Source organism: Lysinibacillus sp. AR18-8 (genome assembly GCF_001705465.1).
GTDB classification, from domain to species: Bacteria; Bacillota; Bacilli; order Bacillales_A; family Planococcaceae; genus Lysinibacillus; species Lysinibacillus capsici.
In genome coordinates this window covers 102,053-123,247 of the sequence record NZ_MDGU01000003.1, presented here as the reverse complement: position 1 = coordinate 123,247, position 21,195 = coordinate 102,053, and the positions used below count along the sequence as shown (strand labels likewise).

Sequence of the window (21,195 nt, the reverse complement as noted above, 5' to 3'; positions counted from 1 at the left end):
TATTCTATAATTTTCATGAAGAAAAAGCATTAAATTTTAGCATGGTAATGCTATAATAGGTGTAGACTATGGAATATGTGATTTTAGTCTATTAAATTAGTAAGTAATCATAAGACATTAGACTGGGGAGTATACTATGTTTTCAAATGATACCTTCGATTTAAAGTCGCTTGATGACATTTTTAATCGAATGTTAGATACAATCATGAGCTCAAAGGATGATATCTTTATTATAAGTGAACAAAGCCGCAGAAGCTTTGAAGATATGCAAAAAGAGCTTGAAATTGTTCGAAAACAAATATCAATCGTAATTGATGATGGCGATGCATTGGAAAAAAGTACGCAGCTTGCTAAGCAACGACTTGTGCTAGTGAGTAAAGCTTTTGATAATTATACCGAAGAACAAGTTAGAGAAGCATATGAAACTGCACATGATTTTCAAGTAAAGCTCTCCGTTATTAGAACACAAGAAAAACAGCTACGGGATAAAAGAGATGATCTAGAGAGAAGATTAAGAGGATTACTCGATACGATTGAACGTGCTGATCATATTGTTAATCAGGTAAATGTCGTTTTGAATTACTTAACTTCAGATTTAAGAAATGTTGGTTTAGCCCTTGAACAAGCAAAAATGAAACAGGATTTTGGGATACGTATTATTGCAGCTCAAGAGGAAGAGCGTAAGCGTTTATCAAGAGAGATTCATGATGGACCTGCTCAAATGCTTGCAAATGTCCTTATGCGCACTGATTTAATAGATAGAACGTATCGTGAAAAAGGTATTGAAAAGGCTTTGGCTGAAATTGCCGATTTAAAGAAAACGGTGCGTAATGCTTTATCTGAGGTGCGACGTATTATTTATGATCTACGACCAATGGCACTTGATGATTTGGGAATTATTCCGACATTAAAGAAGTATTTATCGACAGTGACTGAATATAATCCAGGTGTTGAAATTCATTTCCAATCGAGAAGTACAGAAAAACGTATACCTTCAAATTATGAAGTATCCATTTTCCGATTAGTACAAGAATGTGTAACCAACGCCATGAAGCATGGAAAGTGTAAAGACATTTGGGTAAAGCTTGAATGGTTAAAAGATGCCGTCAACATTGTTGTAAAAGATGATGGCATAGGCTTCGACCCACAAGTAGTGAAAGATCATTCCTTTGGGATTTTAGGAATGAAAGAACGTATTGAAATTTTAAATGGTACAATCACCATTACGAGTGAAATCAATCGAGGGACAACGGTGTTATTTAAAATACCGTTAGAAGTAGAATGATGTAACTGTCGCAGAAATCTAGGGGGTAAAGACAAATGACAAAGATTATTATTGTAGACGATCACCAGCTATTCCGCGAAGGAGTAAAACGCATTTTAGATTTTGAAGATACGTTTGATGTAGTAGCAGAAGGTGACGATGGTACAGATGTTGTTACGTTATACGCTGAAAACGAACCAGATGTTGTACTTATGGATATTAACATGCCAGGCAAAAATGGAGTAGAAGCAACGGCAGAGTTAATTACTGAATTTCCAGATGCAAAAGTGATTATGTTGTCTATACATGACGATGAAACATATGTTACGCATGCATTAAAATCAGGTGCTCTTGGCTATATGTTAAAAGAGATGGATGCAGATGAAATCGTTGAGGCGATTAAAGTTGTTGCCAACGGCGGTTCTTATTTACACCCAAAAGTAACGAAAAACCTAGTAGCAGAATTCAAGCGACTTTCAGAACATGAAAATAAAGGAAACTTCCATCAAACTGAAATTCGTCGTCCATTCCATTTGCTAACTAAGCGTGAATGTGAAGTATTACAATTATTAACAGATGGTCAATCAAACCGTACAATCGGTGAGACACTGTTTATCTCTGAAAAAACAGTTAAAAACCACGTATCAAGTATTCTACAAAAAATGAATGTTAATGACCGTACACAAGCAGTTGTAACAGCCATTAAAAATGGCTGGGTTGAAGTACGTTAATTGCTAAAACTGTTTTTAAAAGCTACTTTTTATTGAAGTAGTTTTTAAAACAGTTTTTTATTGTTTTTTGGTAATAATTTGTATTGGGCTTACATGATGAAGAACAGGTCATTCACAATTTTGTAACATTACTAATCATTAGTATGAATATGATAACTAGCAATTCATGCAACATTTTACAGCCTAATGCGTCATAAGGAAGATGTAGCACTTAAATGTTGAAAATGCACAACAAAATTCCTACGAAAGCATTTATATGCTACAATATGCGCGGGAGGTTTTTTGATGTTAAAGAAAAGTTTTCTAGCAGTTCTAATCTTATTAGTGTTAACTGCCTGTGGTAATAAAGATGAGAAGATGAGTGATGAAGAACGAGATAAAGTAATAGAGGATGGTACAGTTGGCTTTGAAATGATGGGTGGAAACGTAGAAAAGGCTGATAATGTACCAGCGGAAGATGAAAAGGCAATTTTAGCATCTTTTGATGAGTATATTGCTGCATTAAATGCTGAAGAAATTGATCGTTATATGAATACAATCTCGAAAAATCCAAAGGGTTTTAAATACGATGAAGAAAAAACATATGCATCAGAAGTATTTGATCAATTTGATATTAAGCGTGAAGTAGAAAATGTAACAATTGCAAAGTATGAATCAGAAGAGGCGCAAGTATTTGCCAACATGAAAATGCACTCACTTCAGCTTGAGACAAATGTCGAACATGAAAGTGCAGGACGTCAGGTAACAGTCTTTGTGAAAGAGGACAATGATTGGAAAGTAACAAGTGTCTTTTATATTGGCGATGACTCACAGTCAAGTACAGGAAATTAACAGAAGCTATCTTCATTCAACATAACAATTGAGTGAAGATATGCCTATTATAAATAGAAAATGAATGTGAAATGGAAGCTAGCTTACTAGCACAACTCTAGAAGGGCGAGAACGTGAATTTGGCGTTCGTCATTCATTTCACATTCATTTCTTTTTGTTTTTCGTAGTTTGTGTGAAAGCAAAGCGATGGCAACAACAATTGCACCAATAAGAAATAGATTGTAAACTATGAATTATAGGAGAGTGGACATGGATGAGGACGGCAATCGTAACAGATAGTACTGCATATATTACAGCTGAGGAACGTGCACGCTTAAACATTCACATGATACCTTTAAGTGTCAATATCTCAGGTCAATTATTTGCAGAAGAAGTAGATATCACAGCATCTGAATTTTATGATAAGGTGCGTGGAGCTAAAGAATTTCCCAAAACAACACAGCCTCCAATCGGAGAATTTGTCGCTCTTTTTGATGAGCTAGCAAAGGATTATGATGAGGTAATTTCCATCCATTTATCGAGCGGTATTAGTGGAACATACCAAGGTGCAGTACAGGCTGGTGAAATGGTGGAAGGCATTAATGTTTATACCTTCGACAGTGAAATATCCTGTGCAGTTCAAGGCTTTTACGTTTTAAAAGCGGCTGAAATGGCGAAAGAGGGCTATTCAGCGAAAGACATACTTGCAGCATTAGCGGACATGCAGCAGTCTATTCGTGCTTACTTCATTGTAGACGACTTAGCACATTTACAGCGTGGTGGGCGTTTATCTTCTGCAGCTGCATTAATCGGTGGCTTATTACAAGTAAAGCCTGTTTTACATTTTGTGGACAAGGTAATTGTACCTTTCGAAAAAATACGAACACGTAAAAAGGCATTAAAGCGTGCGGAAGAATTGCTAGCAGAGGATGCAAAAAAGTATGCAGCGATGGACGCTGTTGTCATTCACGGAAATTGCCCTGCTGAAGCCCAAGAATGGCTAGAGCAATTAGCCGCAACGTACCCAAACGTAAACTTTAAATTGAGCTATTTTGGTCCCGTTATTGGTACTCATTTAGGTGAAGGATCGATGGGATTAGGATGGACAAAAAAATAACGAATTGTGAGAAGTCTCTACAGCAAAAGTAGAGGCTTTTTTCTATGAAAGGGGAGGTTTTAATGAGATATAGGGGTTGGTTGTTGCCCCCAGCATTACGTGATTTTCATGAAGGTCGCATTTGGTTAAAAGAACATTCGCCATTTTCATCTGAAGATATTGAGAAAGCAATACAGCGAAAATACGTAAGTATAATAGAAGGAATTCAAATAAAGCCAGCTATGAAATGCAATCGTTGTCACAATACAGATCCGCACTTATTCACAAAATTCGATTGTTCTAAATGTTGGCAACAATGTGTGTACTGCCGACACTGTATTAAAATGGGGAGAGTAAGTAGCTGTACAAAATTGATGATTTGGACAGGTCCCAAGACGATAAAAATTAACAAGCATTCATTAAAATGGGCAGGGCAATACACCGAACTCCAGCAACAGGCTGCTAATGAAACCTTGGCAAGTGTGAAAGCAAAACGCTCCCATTTAATTCATGCAGTTTGCGGTGCAGGCAAAACAGAGCTACTTTTTCCTACTGTCTATGATGCATTAAAGAGAGGGCTACGTGTTTGTATTGCTACACCACGGACAGATGTAGTGTTAGAACTGTATCCACGCTTTCAAGAGGCTTTTCCGGATACAGTTATTCATGCTTTATACGGTGGAGCACCTCACCAAAATGGCTATGCACAGCTTGTTATAGCAACAACCCATCAGCTCTACCGATTTGATAAGGCATTTGATGTCATTATTGTAGATGAGGCAGATGCTTTTCCTTATACATTTGATGAAACTCTACAAAGAGCAGTAGATAAGGCTAAAAAGGAAAATGCTCCTCTGGTATTTGTGACAGCAACCCCATCAGCATCATTACTCCATACTTTCCAGCAAGAAAGCTACTCTTTTATTCCAAAACGCTATCATAATCATCCATTACCAGTCCCACAAGTTCGTTCTTTATGGAGCTATAATAAATGCTTTAAGCGAGGTAAAATCCCTAAAAGGTTAAAAAAGTGGGTGGAGGAGCGCTTACACCAAAAGGAACCCTTTTTACTATTTTTCCCGACAATTGACTTAATGAAACGTGCAACTCCTCTTTTTCAAGGGTTAAATGAAGACATATTAGCTGTGCATGCAGCTGACCCAGAGCGGAAGGTGAAGGTGTTAAAGCTACGAAATAAAGAAGTTCCGGGCTTATTAACCACTACGATATTAGAAAGAGGCATTACAATCAGCAATGTACAGGTGGCTGTTATTGGGGCAGAATCATTGATTTTTACCTCCAATGCCCTCATTCAGATTGCAGGTCGAGTTGGACGAGATGTTCAATTTCCTGATGGGGACGTCCTATTCTTTTATCACGGCATCACAGCAGAGATGGATGAGGCATGCGCAAAAATTCAATTTTATAATAAGAAGGGATTTTCTGAATGAATAAAATAGAATCTCATTGTTTAATATGCACACAGCCATTAAAAATAACTATTTCCTGGAAAATGATTCTAACCAAGCAATTCTCGCCGACTATATGTGAAAGATGTGCCGCTCGTTTTGTACCTTCTCAATCTACTACATCCCTTTATCAATATAATGAGGCGATGAAGGATTACTTACACCAGTTAAAGTTTCTTCAAGATGTGGCTCTTGCAAAGGTATTTCGGCAGGAGCTCTATGATCGTTTCAATAAAGAAAAAGCGATTATTCTCCCCATTCCGATGCATCCTCTCAAGCAACAGGAGCGTACTTTCTCGCATACTGATGAACTATTAAAAGCGGCTCATATTCCCTTTATTCAATTATTAGAAAAGACAACGACAGAAACACAAAGCTCCAAAAATAGAGAGCAGCGAATACAGGCAGCTCCACTTTTTTGCTTAAAGAAGGGAGCACAAGTTGAACATAAAAATTATCTTCTTTTTGACGATATAAAAACTACAGGGACAACTCTACAGCATGCTACAACTGTTTTAATGCAGGCGGGTGCTAAAAATGTCCAATACTTCACATTAATTGAAGGATGAAAATACCAATGCATTATGTATAATAGTTAATGAGACAGCATTCGTAGATAAAATTGCTAGAAAGAGGAGGAAAGGCCAATGGCAGAGGTTCGTAATTGTCCGAAATGTAATGAGTTTTTTAATTATACAGGAGTCCGAGAAGTGTGTCATAAGTGTGCACAATCAGAGGAGGAGCTTTATCAAATTGTTTATCGTTTCTTACGTAAACGTGAAAACCGTGCGGCAACTGTAGAACGTATTGTGGAAGCCACGGGAGCGGCAGAGGAGCTATTGTATAAATGGGTTCGTAAGGGTCGCCTGCAGCCAGCCATGTTCCCTAACCTTGGCTATCCATGTGATAACTGTGGTCATCTGACAACAACCGGTAAACTTTGTGCAAAATGCCAGGATGAATTAAAGGCAGACTTACGTACATTTGAAGCAGCTAAGGAATTCCGCGACAGTGTAGAGCAGCGTGATCGTGTAACCTATCACTCAGAGCGTAAACGTTAATTACTCCAAGTGTGTTAATTTTAAACAAAATTAGCACACTTTTTTCTATGTGAAAACTTAACATTATGTGAGACAATCCGAAATAATAGTAAGATAGGATTTAGAGATGGGGGGTATTGAAATGAAAATTACATCTTATGGAGTTAATGCAGTAAACGCCTATAAAAACCAAGTACGCAATGCAAAATCAAATACAAACAAGGCATCTTTCGCCGATAAAATTGAAATTTCAAAGGCTGCGCAGGAAATGCAGGGTGTTTCAACATACAGCACAGAGCGAGCAAACCATGTTCAACAGTTGAAAAAGGATATCGCTTCTGGGGAATACAAAGTAGACGCTCGTAAAGTGGCAGAGGATATGCTGAAATATTATCGTTTCTAGGGAATAGCAGAAAGGGTGTATAACGATATGTCTGTAGAAGCAATTAGTTCTACACTAACAATGCTAGAGAGAATGCATAAAAGCTTACTCGAACTAGCCTTTAAAAAAACAGAAATTATTAAAAGTGGCGATATCGAAGCTTTAGACCAATTGCTCAAGGACGAGCAGGCGCATGTAGCAGCCATCGATAAGCTCGAGCAACAGCGTCAGAAACAGGTAACGGACTACCTTGAAGCAAAGGGACTTGCTTCAGCTGACAAAACAACTGTCGCAGATATCATCGAGGCTGCTGAACAACAAGCTGACAAAGCAACACTATCAGCAGTTCGCGAACGTTTAATGCAAATTATCAATGACCTACGAAAACAAAATGATTTAAATCAAAAACTCGTTTTCCAATCACTACAAATTGTTAACTTAACACTAGACGCCGTAAGACCTCGCACAGAGCAAATGAACTACTCTAGCAACGAGGTCCTCGGAACAAACAATATAGCTAAAAAATCATATTTCGATTCACAAGCATAACAAGGGAGGAAGAAACATGCGCTCAACATTTATGGGCTTAGAAGCTAGTAAACGTGGTCTCTTTGTACAACAAACAGCTTTATATACAACAGGACATAATATTTCTAATGCAAATACTTTAGGCTACTCTCGCCAACGAGTAAACATGCAAGCAACACCAGGCTTTCCAACGCCAGGTTTGAATTCTCCTTATTTTCCTGGTCATCTTGGGACAGGTGTAGAAGCAGGTTCAATTCAACGTATTCGCGACGAATTTGTTGACAGACAATACCGTCAAGAAACGAATAAATTTGGTTATTGGGAATCTCGTTCAAATGCCATTTCACAAATGGAAGACATTATGGATGAGCCATCTCAATTTGGTTTAAACGCTGCATTAGAGCAATTTTGGAAAGGGCTAGAAGATGTTAGTACAAACCCTGAGAATTCATCATCTCGTAAAGTAGCTATTGAGCGCGCAGTGCATCTTGCAGAATCTTTTAACTATATGGATACGCAGCTAAAAACGATTCAAGGTAACTTAGGAAATGAAATTAATGTTGCTACAGATCGTGTTAACTCACTATTAAAGCAGATTGCAGCTATTAATAAACAAGTACAGGAAGTTGAACCAAATGGACTAGTACCAAATGATTTATATGATGCACGTGATGTGTTAATTGATGAGTTAAATAGTTATATGCCTGTATCAGTTGAACGTGTACCTTCTGGTGGAAATGCAAGTCAAGTAGCTGAGGGAAGTATAACAATTACCTTTAAACCGTATCCATCGGGTACACCAATTGAACTTGTGAATGGTAAAGACTATGTTGCAATGAATACAACAGGTACAAATGCAAGCAGTATCGATGGAAATGACTTGACAAATGTATTTAAACAAATCGATATTTCTGACTTAGGAGATCCACCAACAAAACCAGTCGCGGGTGGAGGGGTTAATAAAATTGAACATAATGAACTTGAACCAGGAAAAGGAAAGTTATTATCTTTAATTAATACGTACGGATATGAGTATAATGATGGCGGTACTATGCTCGTAAAAGGATATTACCCAGAAACTCTTGCAGATCTAAATAAATTAGCAAGTATTTTTGCTAATACATTTAATGCTGTACATAAAGGTGGCTATGATTTAACAGGTGTTCAAAATGGTTTAGACTTTTTTGAATCAGCTGATGGAACTGGCACAATCACTGCTAGTAATATTAAAGTGAACCAAGCCTTTACTGATGATTCTTCAAAGTTAGCTGCTTCTTCCGCAGCAAATGAAGAGGGAAATGGTAAGTGGGCTATTGAGTTAGCAAATTTACAATCAAAGGCGATTGGTGCAAGCGGATTGACGATTACAGTTGGTTCAAATACTGTAGTAGTTCCAGCAACAACCGAACATCTTGATGGAGCAACTTTCAACTCTTATTATCAAGGGATGATTGGGAAGTTAGGTACTGATGGTGAAGAGGCTTATCGATTAAATAAAACGTCTGAAACTTTATTATTATCCATCTCTAACAATCGAGATTCAATTAGTTCAGTATCTTTGGATGAAGAAATGACAAATATGATAACGTTCCAACAAGCTTATAATGCAAATGCTCGTATGATTACAGTTGTTGATGAAACTTTAGATAAAATCATTAATGGTATGGGCCGAGTAGGATTATAAAAAATTTAAAAGAAAGGGGACTTTACTGACATGCGCGTAACACAATCTATGTTATCCAATAACATGCTTCTAAACTTAAACCGTAGCTTTGGAAAAATGTCCAAGTTACAAGACCAAATTAACTCTGGTTCAAAAATTACTAGACCTTCAGATGACCCTGTAATTGCAGTTAAAGGAATGGGCTATCGTCGAGATTTAGGTAGAGTTGAACAATATACACGTAATATGAATGAAGTGAACAATTGGTTAGATACAACAGATGAATCTCTGAATCAAGTAGGAGAACAGATGAAGCGAGTTCGAGAACTAGTTATTCAGGCAGCGAACGATACAAATACTCCAGAGGAACGCGAAAAAATTAAAATGGAGATTGATCAAATCCGCAATCAAATTCAGGATGTGGGCAATACAAAAATTGCAGACCGTTATATTTTCAGTGGTACAAATACGCAACAGCCTTTATTTGAAAATGGTGTTATTGATCCGTCTAAAGTAAATTCAGAATCAGTTGGTATTGAGGTCTATGACGGAATTCAAATGAAAGTAAATACTCCAGGTGTAGATCTCTTCCAAAATGTTGATAAGATGATGGAGAAAATTTCGAATCTATTAGATCCCAATCGTGCTGGTGGCCCAGCTACAGGTGAAGAAATAGGTAATGCCCTCGGAGGAGTAGCCGAACATAGTACAGGGGACGACATTACAGCAATGCATAATAAAATATTAGAGGCTCAAGCAGATGTTGGTGCACGCCAAAATCGCGTAGAGTTAATGGAAAATCGTCTATCTATTCGCGAAATTAGTGTTACGAAGCAACTATCCAATAATGAGGATGTTGATTATGCGAAAGCAATTACAGAAATGGTGACAAGTGAATCGATTCACCAAGCTGCATTATCAGTCGGTGCTAAGATCATTCAACAAACACTAGTAGATTTTATAAGATAGTAATGTATGTAAAAATATCTAATTTTCAAAAGCGTTTGGACACTTTGTTCAGACGCTTTTCTTGAAAGGAGAGATACCAATGAGATTCCCACAAATTCAAATTAGGACAACAGATGCAAAATTAGACCTTAATATAGCAAAACCACAGCAAAATATTAAACAGCCAAAAGCTACGCAGCATATAGAACAACCAGCAGCCATTTTAGAAATCCATACTACAAGAGGTGTTTTGAAAATTGATTCATCACAGGCGAGGCGAGATATAGGAATGATAGGACCTCTTGAAGCCACAAAAAATGCTGCCGCAGAAGGGAAGCAAGCTGCCTTTAAAGGAACTGCGAGACGTGCGAGTGAGGGGCGCCAAATGATGATGTCTGCAGGAAAAGGGCAGGGACGTGCAACCATCCAAAACATTGCAAAGCAAAATCATGGTCCGCATCGTACTCCCTTTAACATTAAATTTGTTCCATCGATAGGTTCTGTAAAAATTGACTATACACCTGGCACGACAGACGTCAATATTCAGCGTAGGGCACCAATAATTGACGCTAAAGTGAACAAACCTATTCACGAATACACACCAGGAAAAGTAACTGGTACAATGGTACAAAGACCGAATGTTGATATTGATGTCATCATATAAAGGAGTGCAAGAGAGAATGAAAATAGATACAAAGTTTTTAGGGGAAATAGAAATAGAACAAACTGAAATTCTAACTTTTGAACAAGGATTATTAGGATTGGAAGAGGAAAGAAAATTTGTATTATTACCAATTGATGCTGATCTCCCTTTAGCAATACTTCAATCCATTGAGAAAAAGGATATAGGATTTGTTGTGGCTTTTCCCTTTGCCTTCAAAAAAGATTATAGTTTTGATATAAGTGAAGATGATCTTGAGAAACTAGAATTTGAAAAAGCAGAAGACGTACTAACATACGCTATTGTAACTATGAAGGAAACGCTCCAAGAATCGACAATGAATTTACTCGCACCATTAATTATTAATATGGATAAAAAAATCGGTAAGCAAATCGTTCTTCAAGATAATAAATCTCACCCACTCCGTTTCCCAATGAAGTCATTTGAAGGAAGTGCGAAATAATGCTAGTACTATCACGTAAAAAAGATGAGTCCATTATGATTGGTGATCAAATAGAAATAAAAATATTAGCTGTTGAGGGCGAACAAATAAAAATTGGAATAGTTGCACCAAAATCAGTAAAAGTCCACCGTTCAGAGGTATTTGAAGCTATTCAAGCACAGAACCGAGAGGCCCTTTCAACTACATCCAATTTTTTAAAGCAGATAAAGAAAAAATAAAATATTACTTAGATTTTCAAACTACAAAATAAGTACATAAAAAATAAAAAACTTTCTAAAAAACTATTAAACATTTCAAACAAGAAACGATATATAGATTGTAAGGGGCAGGAAGTATACATACTACCTAATCCGAAATTCCACAAGGATGTGGAATACAAAACAAACATTCAAGGAGGAATTCCAAATGAGAATTCAACACAACATTTCAGCTTTAAACACACACCGTAACCTTACTTTCAACAACACTCAAGCTTCTAAAAACCTTGAGAAATTATCTTCAGGTTACAAAATCAACCGCGCTGGTGACGATGCTGCTGGTTTAGCAATCTCTGAAAAAATGCGCGGACAAATCCGTGGTCTTGATATGGCTACTAAAAACGCTCAAGATTCAGTATCTTTAATCCAAACAGCTGAGGGCGCACTAAACGAAACGCACTCAATCCTTCAACGTATGCGTGAATTAGCAGTACAATCTGCTAATGACACTAACGTATCATCAGACCGTGAAGCATTACAATTAGAAATAAACTCTTTAGCTGAAGAAATTACACGTATTTCTACTGACACTGAGTTCAATACTCAAAAATTATTAACTGGTTCATTTGGTGGATTTGGAACTGGCCAAGATTTCAACGCTAAGTCTGCAACAACAAAAGTAGGCGGTAAAATCTTCCATATCGGTGCTAACTCTGGTCAATCAATTAAGTTATCTATCGGTAATATGTCTGCTACTGCTTTAGGTGTAAATGCAATTACAACTAAACCAGGTGAAGTTGCTAAAACTGCTAGCTATGGTACTGGTATTAACATCTCAACACAATCAGGTGCAGATAACTCTATTTCAATCATTGACAAAGCGCTTAGCCGTGTATCATTAACTCGTGCATCTTTAGGTGCTGTTCAAAACCGTTTAGAGCATACTATTAACAACTTAGGTGCAACTTCTGAAAACTTAACAGCTGCTGAATCTCGTATTCGTGATACAGATATGGCTAAAGAAATGATGGGCTTCACTAAGAACAATATCTTAATGCAAGCTGCTCAATCTATGTTAGCTCAAGCTAACCAACAGCCACAAGGTGTTCTTCAATTACTAGGCTAATTTAGCTTTAAACCTCTAGCGGAAGCTAGAGGTTTTTTTATTAATAAAAAATATTAAATACCGATATAAAAAAAGAGGTGAGAAAAGTGCACTATGATTTAGAAATATTAGAAACTAAAACTAGGGAAAGTACTTTAAAAATTAATAATTATTTTATACATAGTAAATATGACCCTATTAAAGAGGCAAATCAGCTAGCGGATAGATTATACAAACCACATCAAGCACATATATTGTTTGGGTATGGTTGTGGACACCTTTTACGAGCTATAGCTAAAGTCAGAAAATTTGATGAGATTATAATTTTAATAGAACCACTTTTGGAACATGAAAAAATAAAAATTGAAAATATACCATCAAATACTTTGATTTTTGGGAAAGATGTATTGGAAAATTTCGAGTTCTTTTTAGGCGAATTTACAGCAGATTATCGCGTTTCGTATAATGTTATTTGCTTGGCTAATTACGATAAATTGTTTGTATCAGAATATAAATTATTATTATCGAAGGTTAAAGATGTACAAATGAAAAATCAAGTGAATGATTATACTTCTATTTATTTTTCGAAAATGTGGCAGAAAAACTTTATAGAAAATATTTTTCATCTTTCTAAAGATCATAGTCTTAATGTTCTAGAGAATGCTTATAATCATCCAGTAGTAATTGCATCGGGTGGACCTTCTTTAAATAAACAACTAACAATACTTAAAGAAAATCGTGAGAAAATGATTTTAATAGCTGCAGGATCTACAATTAACTCCTTATTAAAGGAAGGAATTGAACCAGATTATGTTGTGTCAATTGATGGTGGAGTTCCTAATTATAATCATTTTAAGAACTTGAATTTGGAATCTGCAAAAATTATCTATACAATGCAAAGTCATCCAGGAGTTAGAAAAGCTTTTAGGAATAAAGGTTACGTAGTTGATTTAAAAGGGCACCCATTGTTATCAAAATATATGAAGGAACAACTAAATGTAAACCTCCCTCTATTTGAAGGTGGTGGTACCGTTGCCCACATTGCATTTTCTATTGCACAATATATATCAAGCGGTCCTATTGCTTTAATTGGCCAAGATTTAGCTTATACAAATAATGTTACACATGCTACTGCTAATTTACATACAAAAGAAATAAATGATCAGTATTTAAAACAAAAGAATGCATTTAAAACATTAGGCTTTGATGATAAAGAAGTTTGGACTTCTCCTGTTTTTTATTCAATGAAACTAGAATTCGAAGATTTAATTAAAATAAACTATCCTAAAAACAAGTTTTTCAATTGTACAGAAGGTGGATTAGTATTGAATGGATATGAGCAACTTGGATTTAAAGAATTCTGTGTTACATATTTACATGAACAAATTACTATCATACCTCCTACATCTAAGAAAGAACATTCTTTTAAAGCGATAAACTTTTTAAAAAAGGAAATAAAGTTATATGATGAATTGCAGTCTATTTTATTAACTGCCATAGGAACAGTAAAAAGTAATCCTTCTAACACAATATTTACACAAGGTGTTTTGAAAAAGTTAGATAAGCTTGATGCGAATATACATGACATAATTTATAAGTTACCAATTGAGAGTTTATTATCACCTATTACATTAAAAGTTATGAAAAATTACCTTCCGAAACTTAATGAAACAAAGGACGAAGAATTTCTACGTGTGAAAAATCAATCAATGGATTTTTATAAACATTTGATAGAGGCTACAAAATTAGCAAAACAATATACAACAGAAATAATAGATAAATATGTAGATAATGAGGAGACTTCAGATGAATAATATAGTAATTGAGGCAGTTGAAAGTTATAATGAATATCTTTCTAAAGTAGCAAATGGTTGCAATATTATCGCAGAATATTTGCGAGAAGATAATTTACAAATAGCATTAAAGTCCATTTTACAATTTTCGGAAGGTATGACATGGTTAACGGAAATTAGTGAGTTATTGAAGAAGAATGATATTCAAGTAGAATTGAATATCGAACAAATTCATGGATTTTTACATGAAATTAATAATGGATTAGAGATGCAGGACTATATTTTAGTAGCTGATATGTTTGAATATGAAATTGCTCCATTTTTTGACCATTTATCTCCTATTCAAGGAATAAATAATTAATGCAATGGGAAATTGAAGTGGCTAAAAATGGGGAGCAGACACTGAAACTGAACAATACATACATTTATAGTCGTTACAAGCCACGTGAGGATGCTTACCGTTGGATCGATGCAGAGTTTGATTTTACCAAAAAAAAATACTTACTGATCGGATTAGGATTAGGATACCATGTTGAACGTTTGAAAATGTTGGCAGGGGATAAAGAAATATACGTATTTTATTTTGAGGAAATAGAGAAATCATTTTTCAAATTTGAATCATTGGTTACTGATATTTCTGACTTGAAAATTGATGAAGAATGGCAAGTATTAATACCAAAGTGCTGGATAACAGCTTTGAATGGGCATCCATTAGAGCCATTTTTGGATGATATCAAAATGAAGCAACTAAGTTATAGAAATATGTCATTTTTATTAAGAGAAAACTTTGAAAAGAATATCGAACTTGGGGATTTAAAGAGATATAGTCCTGAAAAGAAAAAAAATGCAGCTATTGTTTCATCTGGTCCATCTTTAAATGAAACTATTTATTGGTTAAAACAAATAAAACAGGAAGTAGATATTTATTGTGTAGGATCAGCACTTAAAATACTAATGAAGCATGATATAGTACCGAAAGCTGTCGTTATATCGGATCCTAAAAAATCTATTTATGGTCAAATAGCTGGGAGTAAGTACAATGGTGTTTTGTTATATTTAAGTACTGCAAGTCATAATGCTGTTTTAGCTCATACAGGAGAACGTTTTTTGTTGTGTCAAAATGGATATATACCAGCAGAAAAAATTGCTAGAGAAAATAACCTTCAAATGTTTGATACTGGGGGATCTGTTGCTACGCTTGCTTTTAGCTTAGTAGAGAGCCTTCACTATGAATGTCTGGTATTTTTTGGACAAGATTTAGGGTTTAAAGGTAATAGAACACATGCTAATGAATCTACATCTGGAAGAAATGTTATAGAAAAATCATATTTCAAAACTGTAGTTTCAAATTCAAACCTTGATATATTTTCTACACCAAATTTGTTATCATATTTACGTTGGTTTCAAAAAAAAATCAAATACTCTGATTTGAAGGTTTACAATACTGCTTTAAATGGCGCAAAAATTGACGGTGCAACTTTAATAACAGAAAAAGAACTATATAATTTAGTAGGGAACCTATGATTTTCATAGGTTTTTCTTAATTTATCGTGTGAAATGTCGATACATTCAATATAATACATATAAGAAAGCCTAGATAGGAGTTATAGTAGTATGAGCATACTAAAAGATAAAACAGTGTTAGTTACAGGTGGAACGGGTTCATTTGGTAAAAAATTTACTAAAAAAGCACTAGAGCTTGGAGTTAAAAAAATTATTGTTTTTAGCCGGGATGAGCTTAAACAGTATGAAATGAAACAGGAGTTTCATGATAAACGTCTTCGCTTTTTTATAGGAGATGTGCGTGATAAAGAACGTCTGCATCGTGCATTTGATGGTGTTAATATAGTAATTCATGCCGCAGCAATGAAACATGTCGATGCATGTGAATACAATCCTTTCGAAGCAGTAAAAACGAATATTCACGGTGCTCAAAATATTATTGAAGCTGCAATAGATTGTGGAGTAGAAAAAGTAATTGCATTATCCACTGATAAAGCGTGTGCTCCAGTCAATTTATATGGTGCAACAAAGCTAGCATCTGACAAATTATTTGTAGCTGCAAACTCATATGTAGGAGATAAACCTACTAGATTTGCTGTTGTACGCTATGGCAATGTTGCTGGTAGTCGTGGAAGTGTCGTACCTTTCTTTAAAAAAGTTAAGGATACAGGTGTACTACCAATTACTGATGAGAGAATGACTCGCTTTTGGATTACATTGGAGCAAGGTGTGCAGTTCGTATTAGATAATTTAGAGCGTATGCATGGCGGAGAAATTTTTGTTCCGAAAATTCCAAGTATGAAAGTAACTGATCTAGCGAAAGCAATAGCACCTGAGTGTAAAATAGAAATTATCGGAATTCGCCCGGGTGAGAAACTTCACGAGGCGATGATTATGGAAGATGATGCAAGACATACAGTTGAGTATGATACATACTATGTTATTCAACCGGAATTTCCTTTCTGGTCATCGGAATTCTCAGAGAATAGTGAGGAACTACATGAGGGGTTTGAATATACAAGTGATAAGAATGAGGAATGGTTGTCAGTAGAGGAATTAAAGGTATTATCTGAAGAAATATAATGACTATTCTATATTTCCCTAGGTTTTAAAATTACTCTAAGGTAGTAAATTAGATTTTCAAATTCGTAAAAGTTGAATCTTTATTTCGATTTGGCGAAATTTAGAATTAATAATGGAGGAAATATTAAATGGGATACAAAAAAGCGACGGAAGACTTTATTACTATGGATTTAAGTGAAATGAGACCGAAAGGTTTTTTAAAGGTAGTTTTGGAAAGACAAATTAACAATATTAAGGCAGTTAATGAAAAAAGTGGTTGGAAAGAAAGGGTTAATTGCCCCATTTGTGGAAAAGACGATAGCAGTTTTCAATTTATGAAAAATGATTTTTCATTGCTGCAATGTAATAATTGTAAAACAGCCTTTTTTGATAAAATCCCTGTTAATACAGATGATTTGTACTCAGCCGAACACGCATTGAGTGATGCACAAAAAGCATATTTAGTAAACAAAGATTATCGTAAAGTACGATTTGCAAGTGAAAGAATTACTTTAATTGAATCGCTTTTACAAAAAAGTGTCTTGAATAAAAATATATTAGACGTTGGCTGTGGAACAGGTTGGTTTTTAGAATATGCAAAAGAGCAGGGAGCAAATTGTTTTGGTTTAGAGTTGGGCAAAGAGCTATCGAAATTTACTGAAGAGAGATTAAATATCCCTATTTGGAATTGCGAGTTGCCAGATTTAGAAACGGATGTTCGCTTTGATGTGATTACAATGTTTGATTTGATAGAACATGTAGTAGAGCCATTAAAATTAATTGAAAGTGCTAAAAAATTGCTAAATGACTCTGGTATTATCCTGATTTTCACACCACATTTTGATTCAGTTGCCATTCAGACAATGAAGGATAAATCAAATTTAATCATGCCAGCGGAACATTTATCGTATTTTACTAAAAATACACTTAATTTTATTGCAGAAAAAACAAACATGAAGGTAGAATATTTCGCAACTAAAGGTATAGATATAGGAGATTTAAAAAGTTTCTATGAATATGAAGGGCAACATCAAATAGCAGAAACAATGGAAAAGATGTATGATGTTTTACAACCTACAATTGATCATGCTGAGAATGGAAACCATTTAAGAGCAGTATTATCTAAATAGGCATGGTGAAATATAATGTTAGGTAATATTATTTCTTTGATTAAACGTTGGAATTGGACTAAAAAGGCAAATCGATTGGGACCTGATGTATTAGCCACTTACGTGCTGATGTATATACCAAGATTGCATAAAAAAATATGTAAAGAAAAATTTTCTTATTACGGAGAAGGAGCAGACTTTAGAATAGGTGCATATGCAATTAATTGTTCAAATATTAAACTAGGAAAAAATGTAGTAATTCGACCAAACTGTATGCTAATTGCTGGATCTTCAGGTCGTATAGTAATTGAGAATGATGTATTAATAGCTCCTGGGGTAAATATATTTGTTTCTAATCATTTATATGGGGATATAAATTTGCCTATTAATCAACAAGGATTCACAAAAGAGAAAGATGTTATTGTTAAAGAAGGAAGTTGGATAGGTGCAAACGCAATTATATTACCAGGTATTACTATCGGAAAGAATGCTGTAGTAGCAGCTGGTAGTGTAGTAAATAAAGATGTACCTGATTATACTGTTGTTGCTGGTGTACCAGCAAAAAAAATTAAAAAATATAATGAAGATTGAGGTGTATTATGTCTGTTAAAGTTATAGCTGAGATTGGTTGTAATCATAAAGGTGATATTAAAGTTGCAAAACAATTAATTAAAGAGGCAAAAAGATGTGGTGCAAATGTGGCGAAGTTTCAAAAAAGAAATAATAAAGAATTACTTTCTAAAGAACAATACAATGCGCCTCACCCAAATCCTTCCAATTCATATGGTATAACTTATGGTGAACATCGTGAATTTTTGGAGTTTACATTAGAACAACATATGGAATTGAAAGAATATTGCCATAAAATAGGAATTATATATAGTACATCTGTTTGGGATATAACATCTGCCAAAGAAATAAGTTCTTTAAATCCAGAATTTATTAAGATTCCATCAGCAATGAATAATCATTATGAATTATTAGCATGGCTTTGTGACAATTATAAAGGTGAGATTCATGTTTCTACTGGAATGACGAATTATCAAGAAATAGAATCTCTAATTAACTTTTTTATAGAAAAGAAACGAAATAAAAGTCTAGTTGTGTACAATTGTACATCGGGGTATCCAGTGCCGTTCGAAGATATTCGATTAAAGGAAATTTCCCGATTAAGAGAGAAATATTGTGAAGTTGTAAAAGCAATCGGCTTTTCAGGACATCATTTAGGTATTGCAGTAGATATAGCTGCTGTTACAATGGGGGCAGAATGGATTGAACGACATTTTACTCTTGATCGAACATGGAAAGGCACTGATCACGGTGCATCTTTAGAACCTAGAGATTTTAAGCAACTTGTTCAAGATATAAAAAATGTAGAACTTGCATTACAATACAAAAAAGAAGAAATTCTTGAAATAGAGCATGTCCAAAGAACTAAATTGAAATATAGAGGAGAGAAATAGTGAAAACTGTTGCTATTATTCCAGTTCGTGGTGGTAGTAAGTCGATACCTTTAAAAAATATTAAATTAATTAATGGACGACCTTTAGTTTACTGGACTATTGATGTAGCTGTAAATTGTAAATGGATTGATGAAGTGTATATTTCAACTGATAATGAAGAAATTCGAAACATAGTTTTAAATTATAATCAAGATAATTATGAGAAATTGAATATAATTGATCGCTCAGTAGAAACAGCTTCAGACACTGCTTCAACTGAATCAGTCATGATAGAATTTGCAAAGAATGTATCTAGTGATACAGTTGTTCTTTTACAAGCAACGAGTCCGTTGACAAAAACGCAACATTTAGATGAGGCATTTCAGAAATATTTTGATGAGAAACTAGATAGTTTATTGACAGTAGTAAACCAAAAGCGCTTTATATGGACGAAAGATGGGCAACCAATTAATTATAGTCCGACTTCTCGTCCAAGACGTCAAGACTTTGAAGGATATTTGGTTGAAAATGGTGCGTTTTATATTACAAAAACAGACCTGTTACTTGAATCACAAAGTAGATTATCAGGTAATATAGGTGTTTATGAAATGCCTGAAGAAACTTATTTTGAACTAGATGAGCCTTCAGATTGGCTAATTGTTGAAAAATTACTACAAGTGAGTAAGAAAAAAACAAGTAAGTCTAATAAAATTAAACTATTTGCAACAGATTGTGATGGTGTGCTAACGGATGCTGGTATGTATTATACAGATGCTGGCGATGTTATGAAAAAATTTAATACAAAAGATGGTATGGGTTTTTTTTTATTAAAAGAACAAGGAATTATTACAGTTATTTTAACAGGAGAAAACTCAAAAATCGTTGCAAAAAGAGCAGAAAAATTACAAATAGATGAAGTTTATTTAGGATGTAAAGATAAATTGACTGCAATGGAAGAGCTACTAAAAAAATATCATTTGAAAATGGATGAAGTTGCCTATATTGGGGATGATTTAAATGATTTAGCACTCTTAAAACAAGTAGGTTATAGTTTTTCTGTTGCGGATGCTATAGAACGAGTAAAAAAAGAAGTACATTATGTGACTGAACGAAGAGGTGGACAAGGGGCTGTTAGAGAAGCTATCGAGCATCTACTAAATCGGGAGAAAGAGTAAATTAACTATGGATAGATATATAATACAAGTTAATCAAAGTTTATTAGAGGCAATGAAGAAAATTGAAGAAAATAAACAGGGATTTATTATCATATTAGAAGAACAAGTAGTAGTTGGGACAATTACTGATGGAGATATACGTAGAGCACTAATAGAAGGGAAAGACTTGACATCTAAAATTAAAGAAATTGTCAAGCCAACTTTTGAATACTTATCTATCACATCAACCTTTAATGAAGTTATAGAAAAATTTAAATCAGAAAGAATTGATTTTTTACCGATTGTTTGTGAGGGGTTTACTTTAAAAAATATTTTAACGAAAAATCAATTGCATGAATTATTGCTAGAAGGTAAAAAGTTAAATATTGCAGATGATTTCTTACGTTATGAGGGATTAGGGATGCATTCTTTTGAAATATTTAACCGTCCATGGGGATTTTATAAAACAGTTTTTTTAAGTGAATTTGTACAAGCAAAAATAATACAAGTATTCCCAAAACAACAACTGAGTTTACAATACCATAAAAAGCGTGAAGAACACTGGGTTATAATAAAAGGTCAAGGTATGATGACTATAGGCGAAAGTACAAGAGAAGTAATGGAAGGAGGATATATTTTTATTCCAAAAGGATGTAAACATAGGATAAAAAATACATCTGAAAAGAACCCGTTAATTATTTCAGAAGTACAACTGGGAACTTATTTTGGAGAGGATGATATTATAAGAATTGAAGATGATTATAATAGGGTGTAA

At 34.6% G+C, this 21,195-nt stretch carries 24 protein-coding genes; all 24 read left to right on the top strand.

Features of this window, described 5'->3' with window-relative positions:
- Positions 1 to 136: 136 nt before the first annotated feature.
- On the top strand, positions 137 to 1,285 hold the full coding sequence (locus BFM98_RS01360) for a sensor histidine kinase (RefSeq protein ID WP_048392088.1): 1,149 nt from the start codon (positions 137 to 139) through the stop codon (positions 1,283 to 1,285).
- A gap of 35 nt (positions 1,286 to 1,320) precedes the next feature.
- The gene (locus tag BFM98_RS01355; protein ID WP_004227590.1) at positions 1,321 to 1,995 is read left to right on the top strand and encodes a response regulator transcription factor; all 675 of its coding nucleotides are present in this window, start codon (positions 1,321 to 1,323) and stop codon (positions 1,993 to 1,995) included.
- A 285-nt stretch (positions 1,996 to 2,280) separates the two neighbouring features.
- The gene (locus BFM98_RS01350) at positions 2,281 to 2,826 is read left to right on the top strand and encodes a DUF3225 domain-containing protein (RefSeq protein ID WP_004227588.1); all 546 of its coding nucleotides are present in this window, start codon (positions 2,281 to 2,283) and stop codon (positions 2,824 to 2,826) included.
- Between the two features lie 253 nt (positions 2,827 to 3,079).
- On the top strand, positions 3,080 to 3,922 hold the full coding sequence (locus tag BFM98_RS01345; protein ID WP_066036325.1) for a DegV family protein: 843 nt from the start codon (positions 3,080 to 3,082) through the stop codon (positions 3,920 to 3,922).
- 44 nt (positions 3,923 to 3,966) lie between these two features.
- A complete protein-coding gene (locus tag BFM98_RS01340; protein WP_066036324.1) occupies positions 3,967 to 5,352 on the top strand; it encodes an ATP-dependent helicase ComFA in 1,386 nt (461 codons plus the stop codon).
- Positions 5,349 to 5,939, top strand: a complete 591-nt coding sequence (locus BFM98_RS01335; protein WP_066036323.1) for a ComF family protein — start codon at positions 5,349 to 5,351, stop codon at positions 5,937 to 5,939. The genes BFM98_RS01340 and BFM98_RS01335 overlap by 4 nt, the downstream gene beginning before the upstream one ends.
- A 78-nt stretch (positions 5,940 to 6,017) precedes the next feature.
- A complete protein-coding gene (locus BFM98_RS01330) occupies positions 6,018 to 6,431 on the top strand; it encodes a TIGR03826 family flagellar region protein (protein ID WP_066036322.1) in 414 nt (137 codons plus the stop codon).
- A gap of 121 nt (positions 6,432 to 6,552) precedes the next feature.
- Positions 6,553 to 6,813, top strand: coding sequence for a flagellar biosynthesis anti-sigma factor FlgM (gene flgM / locus BFM98_RS01325; protein WP_016994952.1), 261 nt, complete (start codon positions 6,553 to 6,555; stop codon positions 6,811 to 6,813).
- A 27-nt stretch (positions 6,814 to 6,840) separates the two neighbouring features.
- Positions 6,841 to 7,341, top strand: a complete 501-nt coding sequence (locus BFM98_RS01320) for a flagellar protein FlgN (protein ID WP_066036321.1) — start codon at positions 6,841 to 6,843, stop codon at positions 7,339 to 7,341.
- Between the two features lie 16 nt (positions 7,342 to 7,357).
- Positions 7,358 to 9,004 carry a flagellar hook-associated protein FlgK gene (gene flgK, locus BFM98_RS01315; RefSeq protein ID WP_066036320.1) on the top strand — a complete coding sequence of 549 codons (1,647 nt, stop codon included), beginning with the start codon at positions 7,358 to 7,360 and terminating at the stop codon, positions 9,002 to 9,004.
- A gap of 30 nt (positions 9,005 to 9,034) precedes the next feature.
- Positions 9,035 to 9,952 carry a flagellar hook-associated protein FlgL gene (gene flgL, locus BFM98_RS01310; protein WP_066036319.1) on the top strand — a complete coding sequence of 306 codons (918 nt, stop codon included), beginning with the start codon at positions 9,035 to 9,037 and terminating at the stop codon, positions 9,950 to 9,952.
- Between the two features lie 79 nt (positions 9,953 to 10,031).
- The gene (locus tag BFM98_RS01305; RefSeq protein ID WP_066036318.1) at positions 10,032 to 10,595 is read left to right on the top strand and encodes a DUF6470 family protein; all 564 of its coding nucleotides are present in this window, start codon (positions 10,032 to 10,034) and stop codon (positions 10,593 to 10,595) included.
- A 16-nt stretch (positions 10,596 to 10,611) separates the two neighbouring features.
- Positions 10,612 to 11,055 (top strand): flagellar assembly protein FliW, encoded by a 444-nt coding sequence (fliW, locus tag BFM98_RS01300; RefSeq protein WP_066036317.1) that lies wholly within the window; start codon positions 10,612 to 10,614, stop codon positions 11,053 to 11,055.
- Entirely contained in the window at positions 11,055 to 11,273 is a 219-nt protein-coding gene (gene csrA / locus BFM98_RS01295; protein ID WP_066036316.1) for a carbon storage regulator CsrA, read from the top strand. Before fliW ends, csrA begins: the two co-directional genes overlap by 1 nt.
- Positions 11,274 to 11,460: 187 nt before the next feature.
- The gene (gene hag / locus BFM98_RS01290) at positions 11,461 to 12,378 is read left to right on the top strand and encodes a flagellin Hag (RefSeq protein ID WP_066036315.1); all 918 of its coding nucleotides are present in this window, start codon (positions 11,461 to 11,463) and stop codon (positions 12,376 to 12,378) included.
- Positions 12,379 to 12,464: 86 nt separating this feature from the next.
- Positions 12,465 to 14,171 carry a motility associated factor glycosyltransferase family protein gene (locus tag BFM98_RS01285; RefSeq protein ID WP_066036314.1) on the top strand — a complete coding sequence of 569 codons (1,707 nt, stop codon included), beginning with the start codon at positions 12,465 to 12,467 and terminating at the stop codon, positions 14,169 to 14,171.
- Positions 14,164 to 14,511, top strand: a complete 348-nt coding sequence (locus BFM98_RS01280) for a hypothetical protein (protein ID WP_066036313.1) — start codon at positions 14,164 to 14,166, stop codon at positions 14,509 to 14,511. Before BFM98_RS01285 ends, BFM98_RS01280 begins: the two co-directional genes overlap by 8 nt.
- On the top strand, positions 14,511 to 15,674 hold the full coding sequence (locus BFM98_RS01275; protein WP_066036312.1) for a motility associated factor glycosyltransferase family protein: 1,164 nt from the start codon (positions 14,511 to 14,513) through the stop codon (positions 15,672 to 15,674). The genes BFM98_RS01280 and BFM98_RS01275 overlap by 1 nt, the downstream gene beginning before the upstream one ends.
- Positions 15,675 to 15,764: 90 nt before the next feature.
- Entirely contained in the window at positions 15,765 to 16,736 is a 972-nt protein-coding gene (gene pseB / locus BFM98_RS01270) for a UDP-N-acetylglucosamine 4,6-dehydratase (inverting) (protein WP_175400692.1), read from the top strand.
- A 128-nt stretch (positions 16,737 to 16,864) separates the two neighbouring features.
- A complete protein-coding gene (locus tag BFM98_RS01265; RefSeq protein WP_066036311.1) occupies positions 16,865 to 17,845 on the top strand; it encodes a class I SAM-dependent methyltransferase in 981 nt (326 codons plus the stop codon).
- Between the two features lie 15 nt (positions 17,846 to 17,860).
- On the top strand, positions 17,861 to 18,415 hold the full coding sequence (locus BFM98_RS24495; protein WP_066036310.1) for an acyltransferase: 555 nt from the start codon (positions 17,861 to 17,863) through the stop codon (positions 18,413 to 18,415).
- 8 nt (positions 18,416 to 18,423) lie between these two features.
- The gene (locus tag BFM98_RS01255) at positions 18,424 to 19,287 is read left to right on the top strand and encodes an N-acetylneuraminate synthase family protein (protein WP_066036309.1); all 864 of its coding nucleotides are present in this window, start codon (positions 18,424 to 18,426) and stop codon (positions 19,285 to 19,287) included.
- Positions 19,287 to 20,441 (top strand): acylneuraminate cytidylyltransferase, encoded by a 1,155-nt coding sequence (locus BFM98_RS01250; protein ID WP_217492432.1) that lies wholly within the window; start codon positions 19,287 to 19,289, stop codon positions 20,439 to 20,441. The genes BFM98_RS01255 and BFM98_RS01250 overlap by 1 nt, the downstream gene beginning before the upstream one ends.
- A 7-nt stretch (positions 20,442 to 20,448) precedes the next feature.
- Positions 20,449 to 21,195, top strand: coding sequence for a CBS domain-containing protein (locus BFM98_RS23230; RefSeq protein ID WP_083225191.1), 747 nt, complete (start codon positions 20,449 to 20,451; stop codon positions 21,193 to 21,195).

Coding starts and splice junctions, on each gene's coding strand:
- BFM98_RS01360 (WP_048392088.1), top strand. CDS start 137: ATGTTTTCAAATGATACCTTCGATTTAAAGTCGCTTGATGACATTTTT.
- BFM98_RS01355 (WP_004227590.1), top strand. CDS start 1,321: ATGACAAAGATTATTATTGTAGACGATCACCAGCTATTCCGCGAAGGA.
- BFM98_RS01350 (WP_004227588.1), top strand. CDS start 2,281: ATGTTAAAGAAAAGTTTTCTAGCAGTTCTAATCTTATTAGTGTTAACT.
- BFM98_RS01345 (WP_066036325.1), top strand. CDS start 3,080: ATGAGGACGGCAATCGTAACAGATAGTACTGCATATATTACAGCTGAG.
- BFM98_RS01340 (WP_066036324.1), top strand. CDS start 3,967: ATGAAAGGGGAGGTTTTAATGAGATATAGGGGTTGGTTGTTGCCCCCA.
- BFM98_RS01335 (WP_066036323.1), top strand. CDS start 5,349: ATGAATAAAATAGAATCTCATTGTTTAATATGCACACAGCCATTAAAA.
- BFM98_RS01330 (WP_066036322.1), top strand. CDS start 6,018: ATGGCAGAGGTTCGTAATTGTCCGAAATGTAATGAGTTTTTTAATTAT.
- flgM (WP_016994952.1), top strand. CDS start 6,553: ATGAAAATTACATCTTATGGAGTTAATGCAGTAAACGCCTATAAAAAC.
- BFM98_RS01320 (WP_066036321.1), top strand. CDS start 6,841: ATGTCTGTAGAAGCAATTAGTTCTACACTAACAATGCTAGAGAGAATG.
- flgK (WP_066036320.1), top strand. CDS start 7,358: ATGCGCTCAACATTTATGGGCTTAGAAGCTAGTAAACGTGGTCTCTTT.
- flgL (WP_066036319.1), top strand. CDS start 9,035: ATGCGCGTAACACAATCTATGTTATCCAATAACATGCTTCTAAACTTA.
- BFM98_RS01305 (WP_066036318.1), top strand. CDS start 10,032: ATGAGATTCCCACAAATTCAAATTAGGACAACAGATGCAAAATTAGAC.
- fliW (WP_066036317.1), top strand. CDS start 10,612: ATGAAAATAGATACAAAGTTTTTAGGGGAAATAGAAATAGAACAAACT.
- csrA (WP_066036316.1), top strand. CDS start 11,055: ATGCTAGTACTATCACGTAAAAAAGATGAGTCCATTATGATTGGTGAT.
- hag (WP_066036315.1), top strand. CDS start 11,461: ATGAGAATTCAACACAACATTTCAGCTTTAAACACACACCGTAACCTT.
- BFM98_RS01280 (WP_066036313.1), top strand. CDS start 14,164: ATGAATAATATAGTAATTGAGGCAGTTGAAAGTTATAATGAATATCTT.
- BFM98_RS01275 (WP_066036312.1), top strand. CDS start 14,511: ATGCAATGGGAAATTGAAGTGGCTAAAAATGGGGAGCAGACACTGAAA.
- pseB (WP_175400692.1), top strand. CDS start 15,765: ATGAGCATACTAAAAGATAAAACAGTGTTAGTTACAGGTGGAACGGGT.
- BFM98_RS01265 (WP_066036311.1), top strand. CDS start 16,865: ATGGGATACAAAAAAGCGACGGAAGACTTTATTACTATGGATTTAAGT.
- BFM98_RS24495 (WP_066036310.1), top strand. CDS start 17,861: ATGTTAGGTAATATTATTTCTTTGATTAAACGTTGGAATTGGACTAAA.
- BFM98_RS01255 (WP_066036309.1), top strand. CDS start 18,424: ATGTCTGTTAAAGTTATAGCTGAGATTGGTTGTAATCATAAAGGTGAT.
- BFM98_RS23230 (WP_083225191.1), top strand. CDS start 20,449: ATGGATAGATATATAATACAAGTTAATCAAAGTTTATTAGAGGCAATG.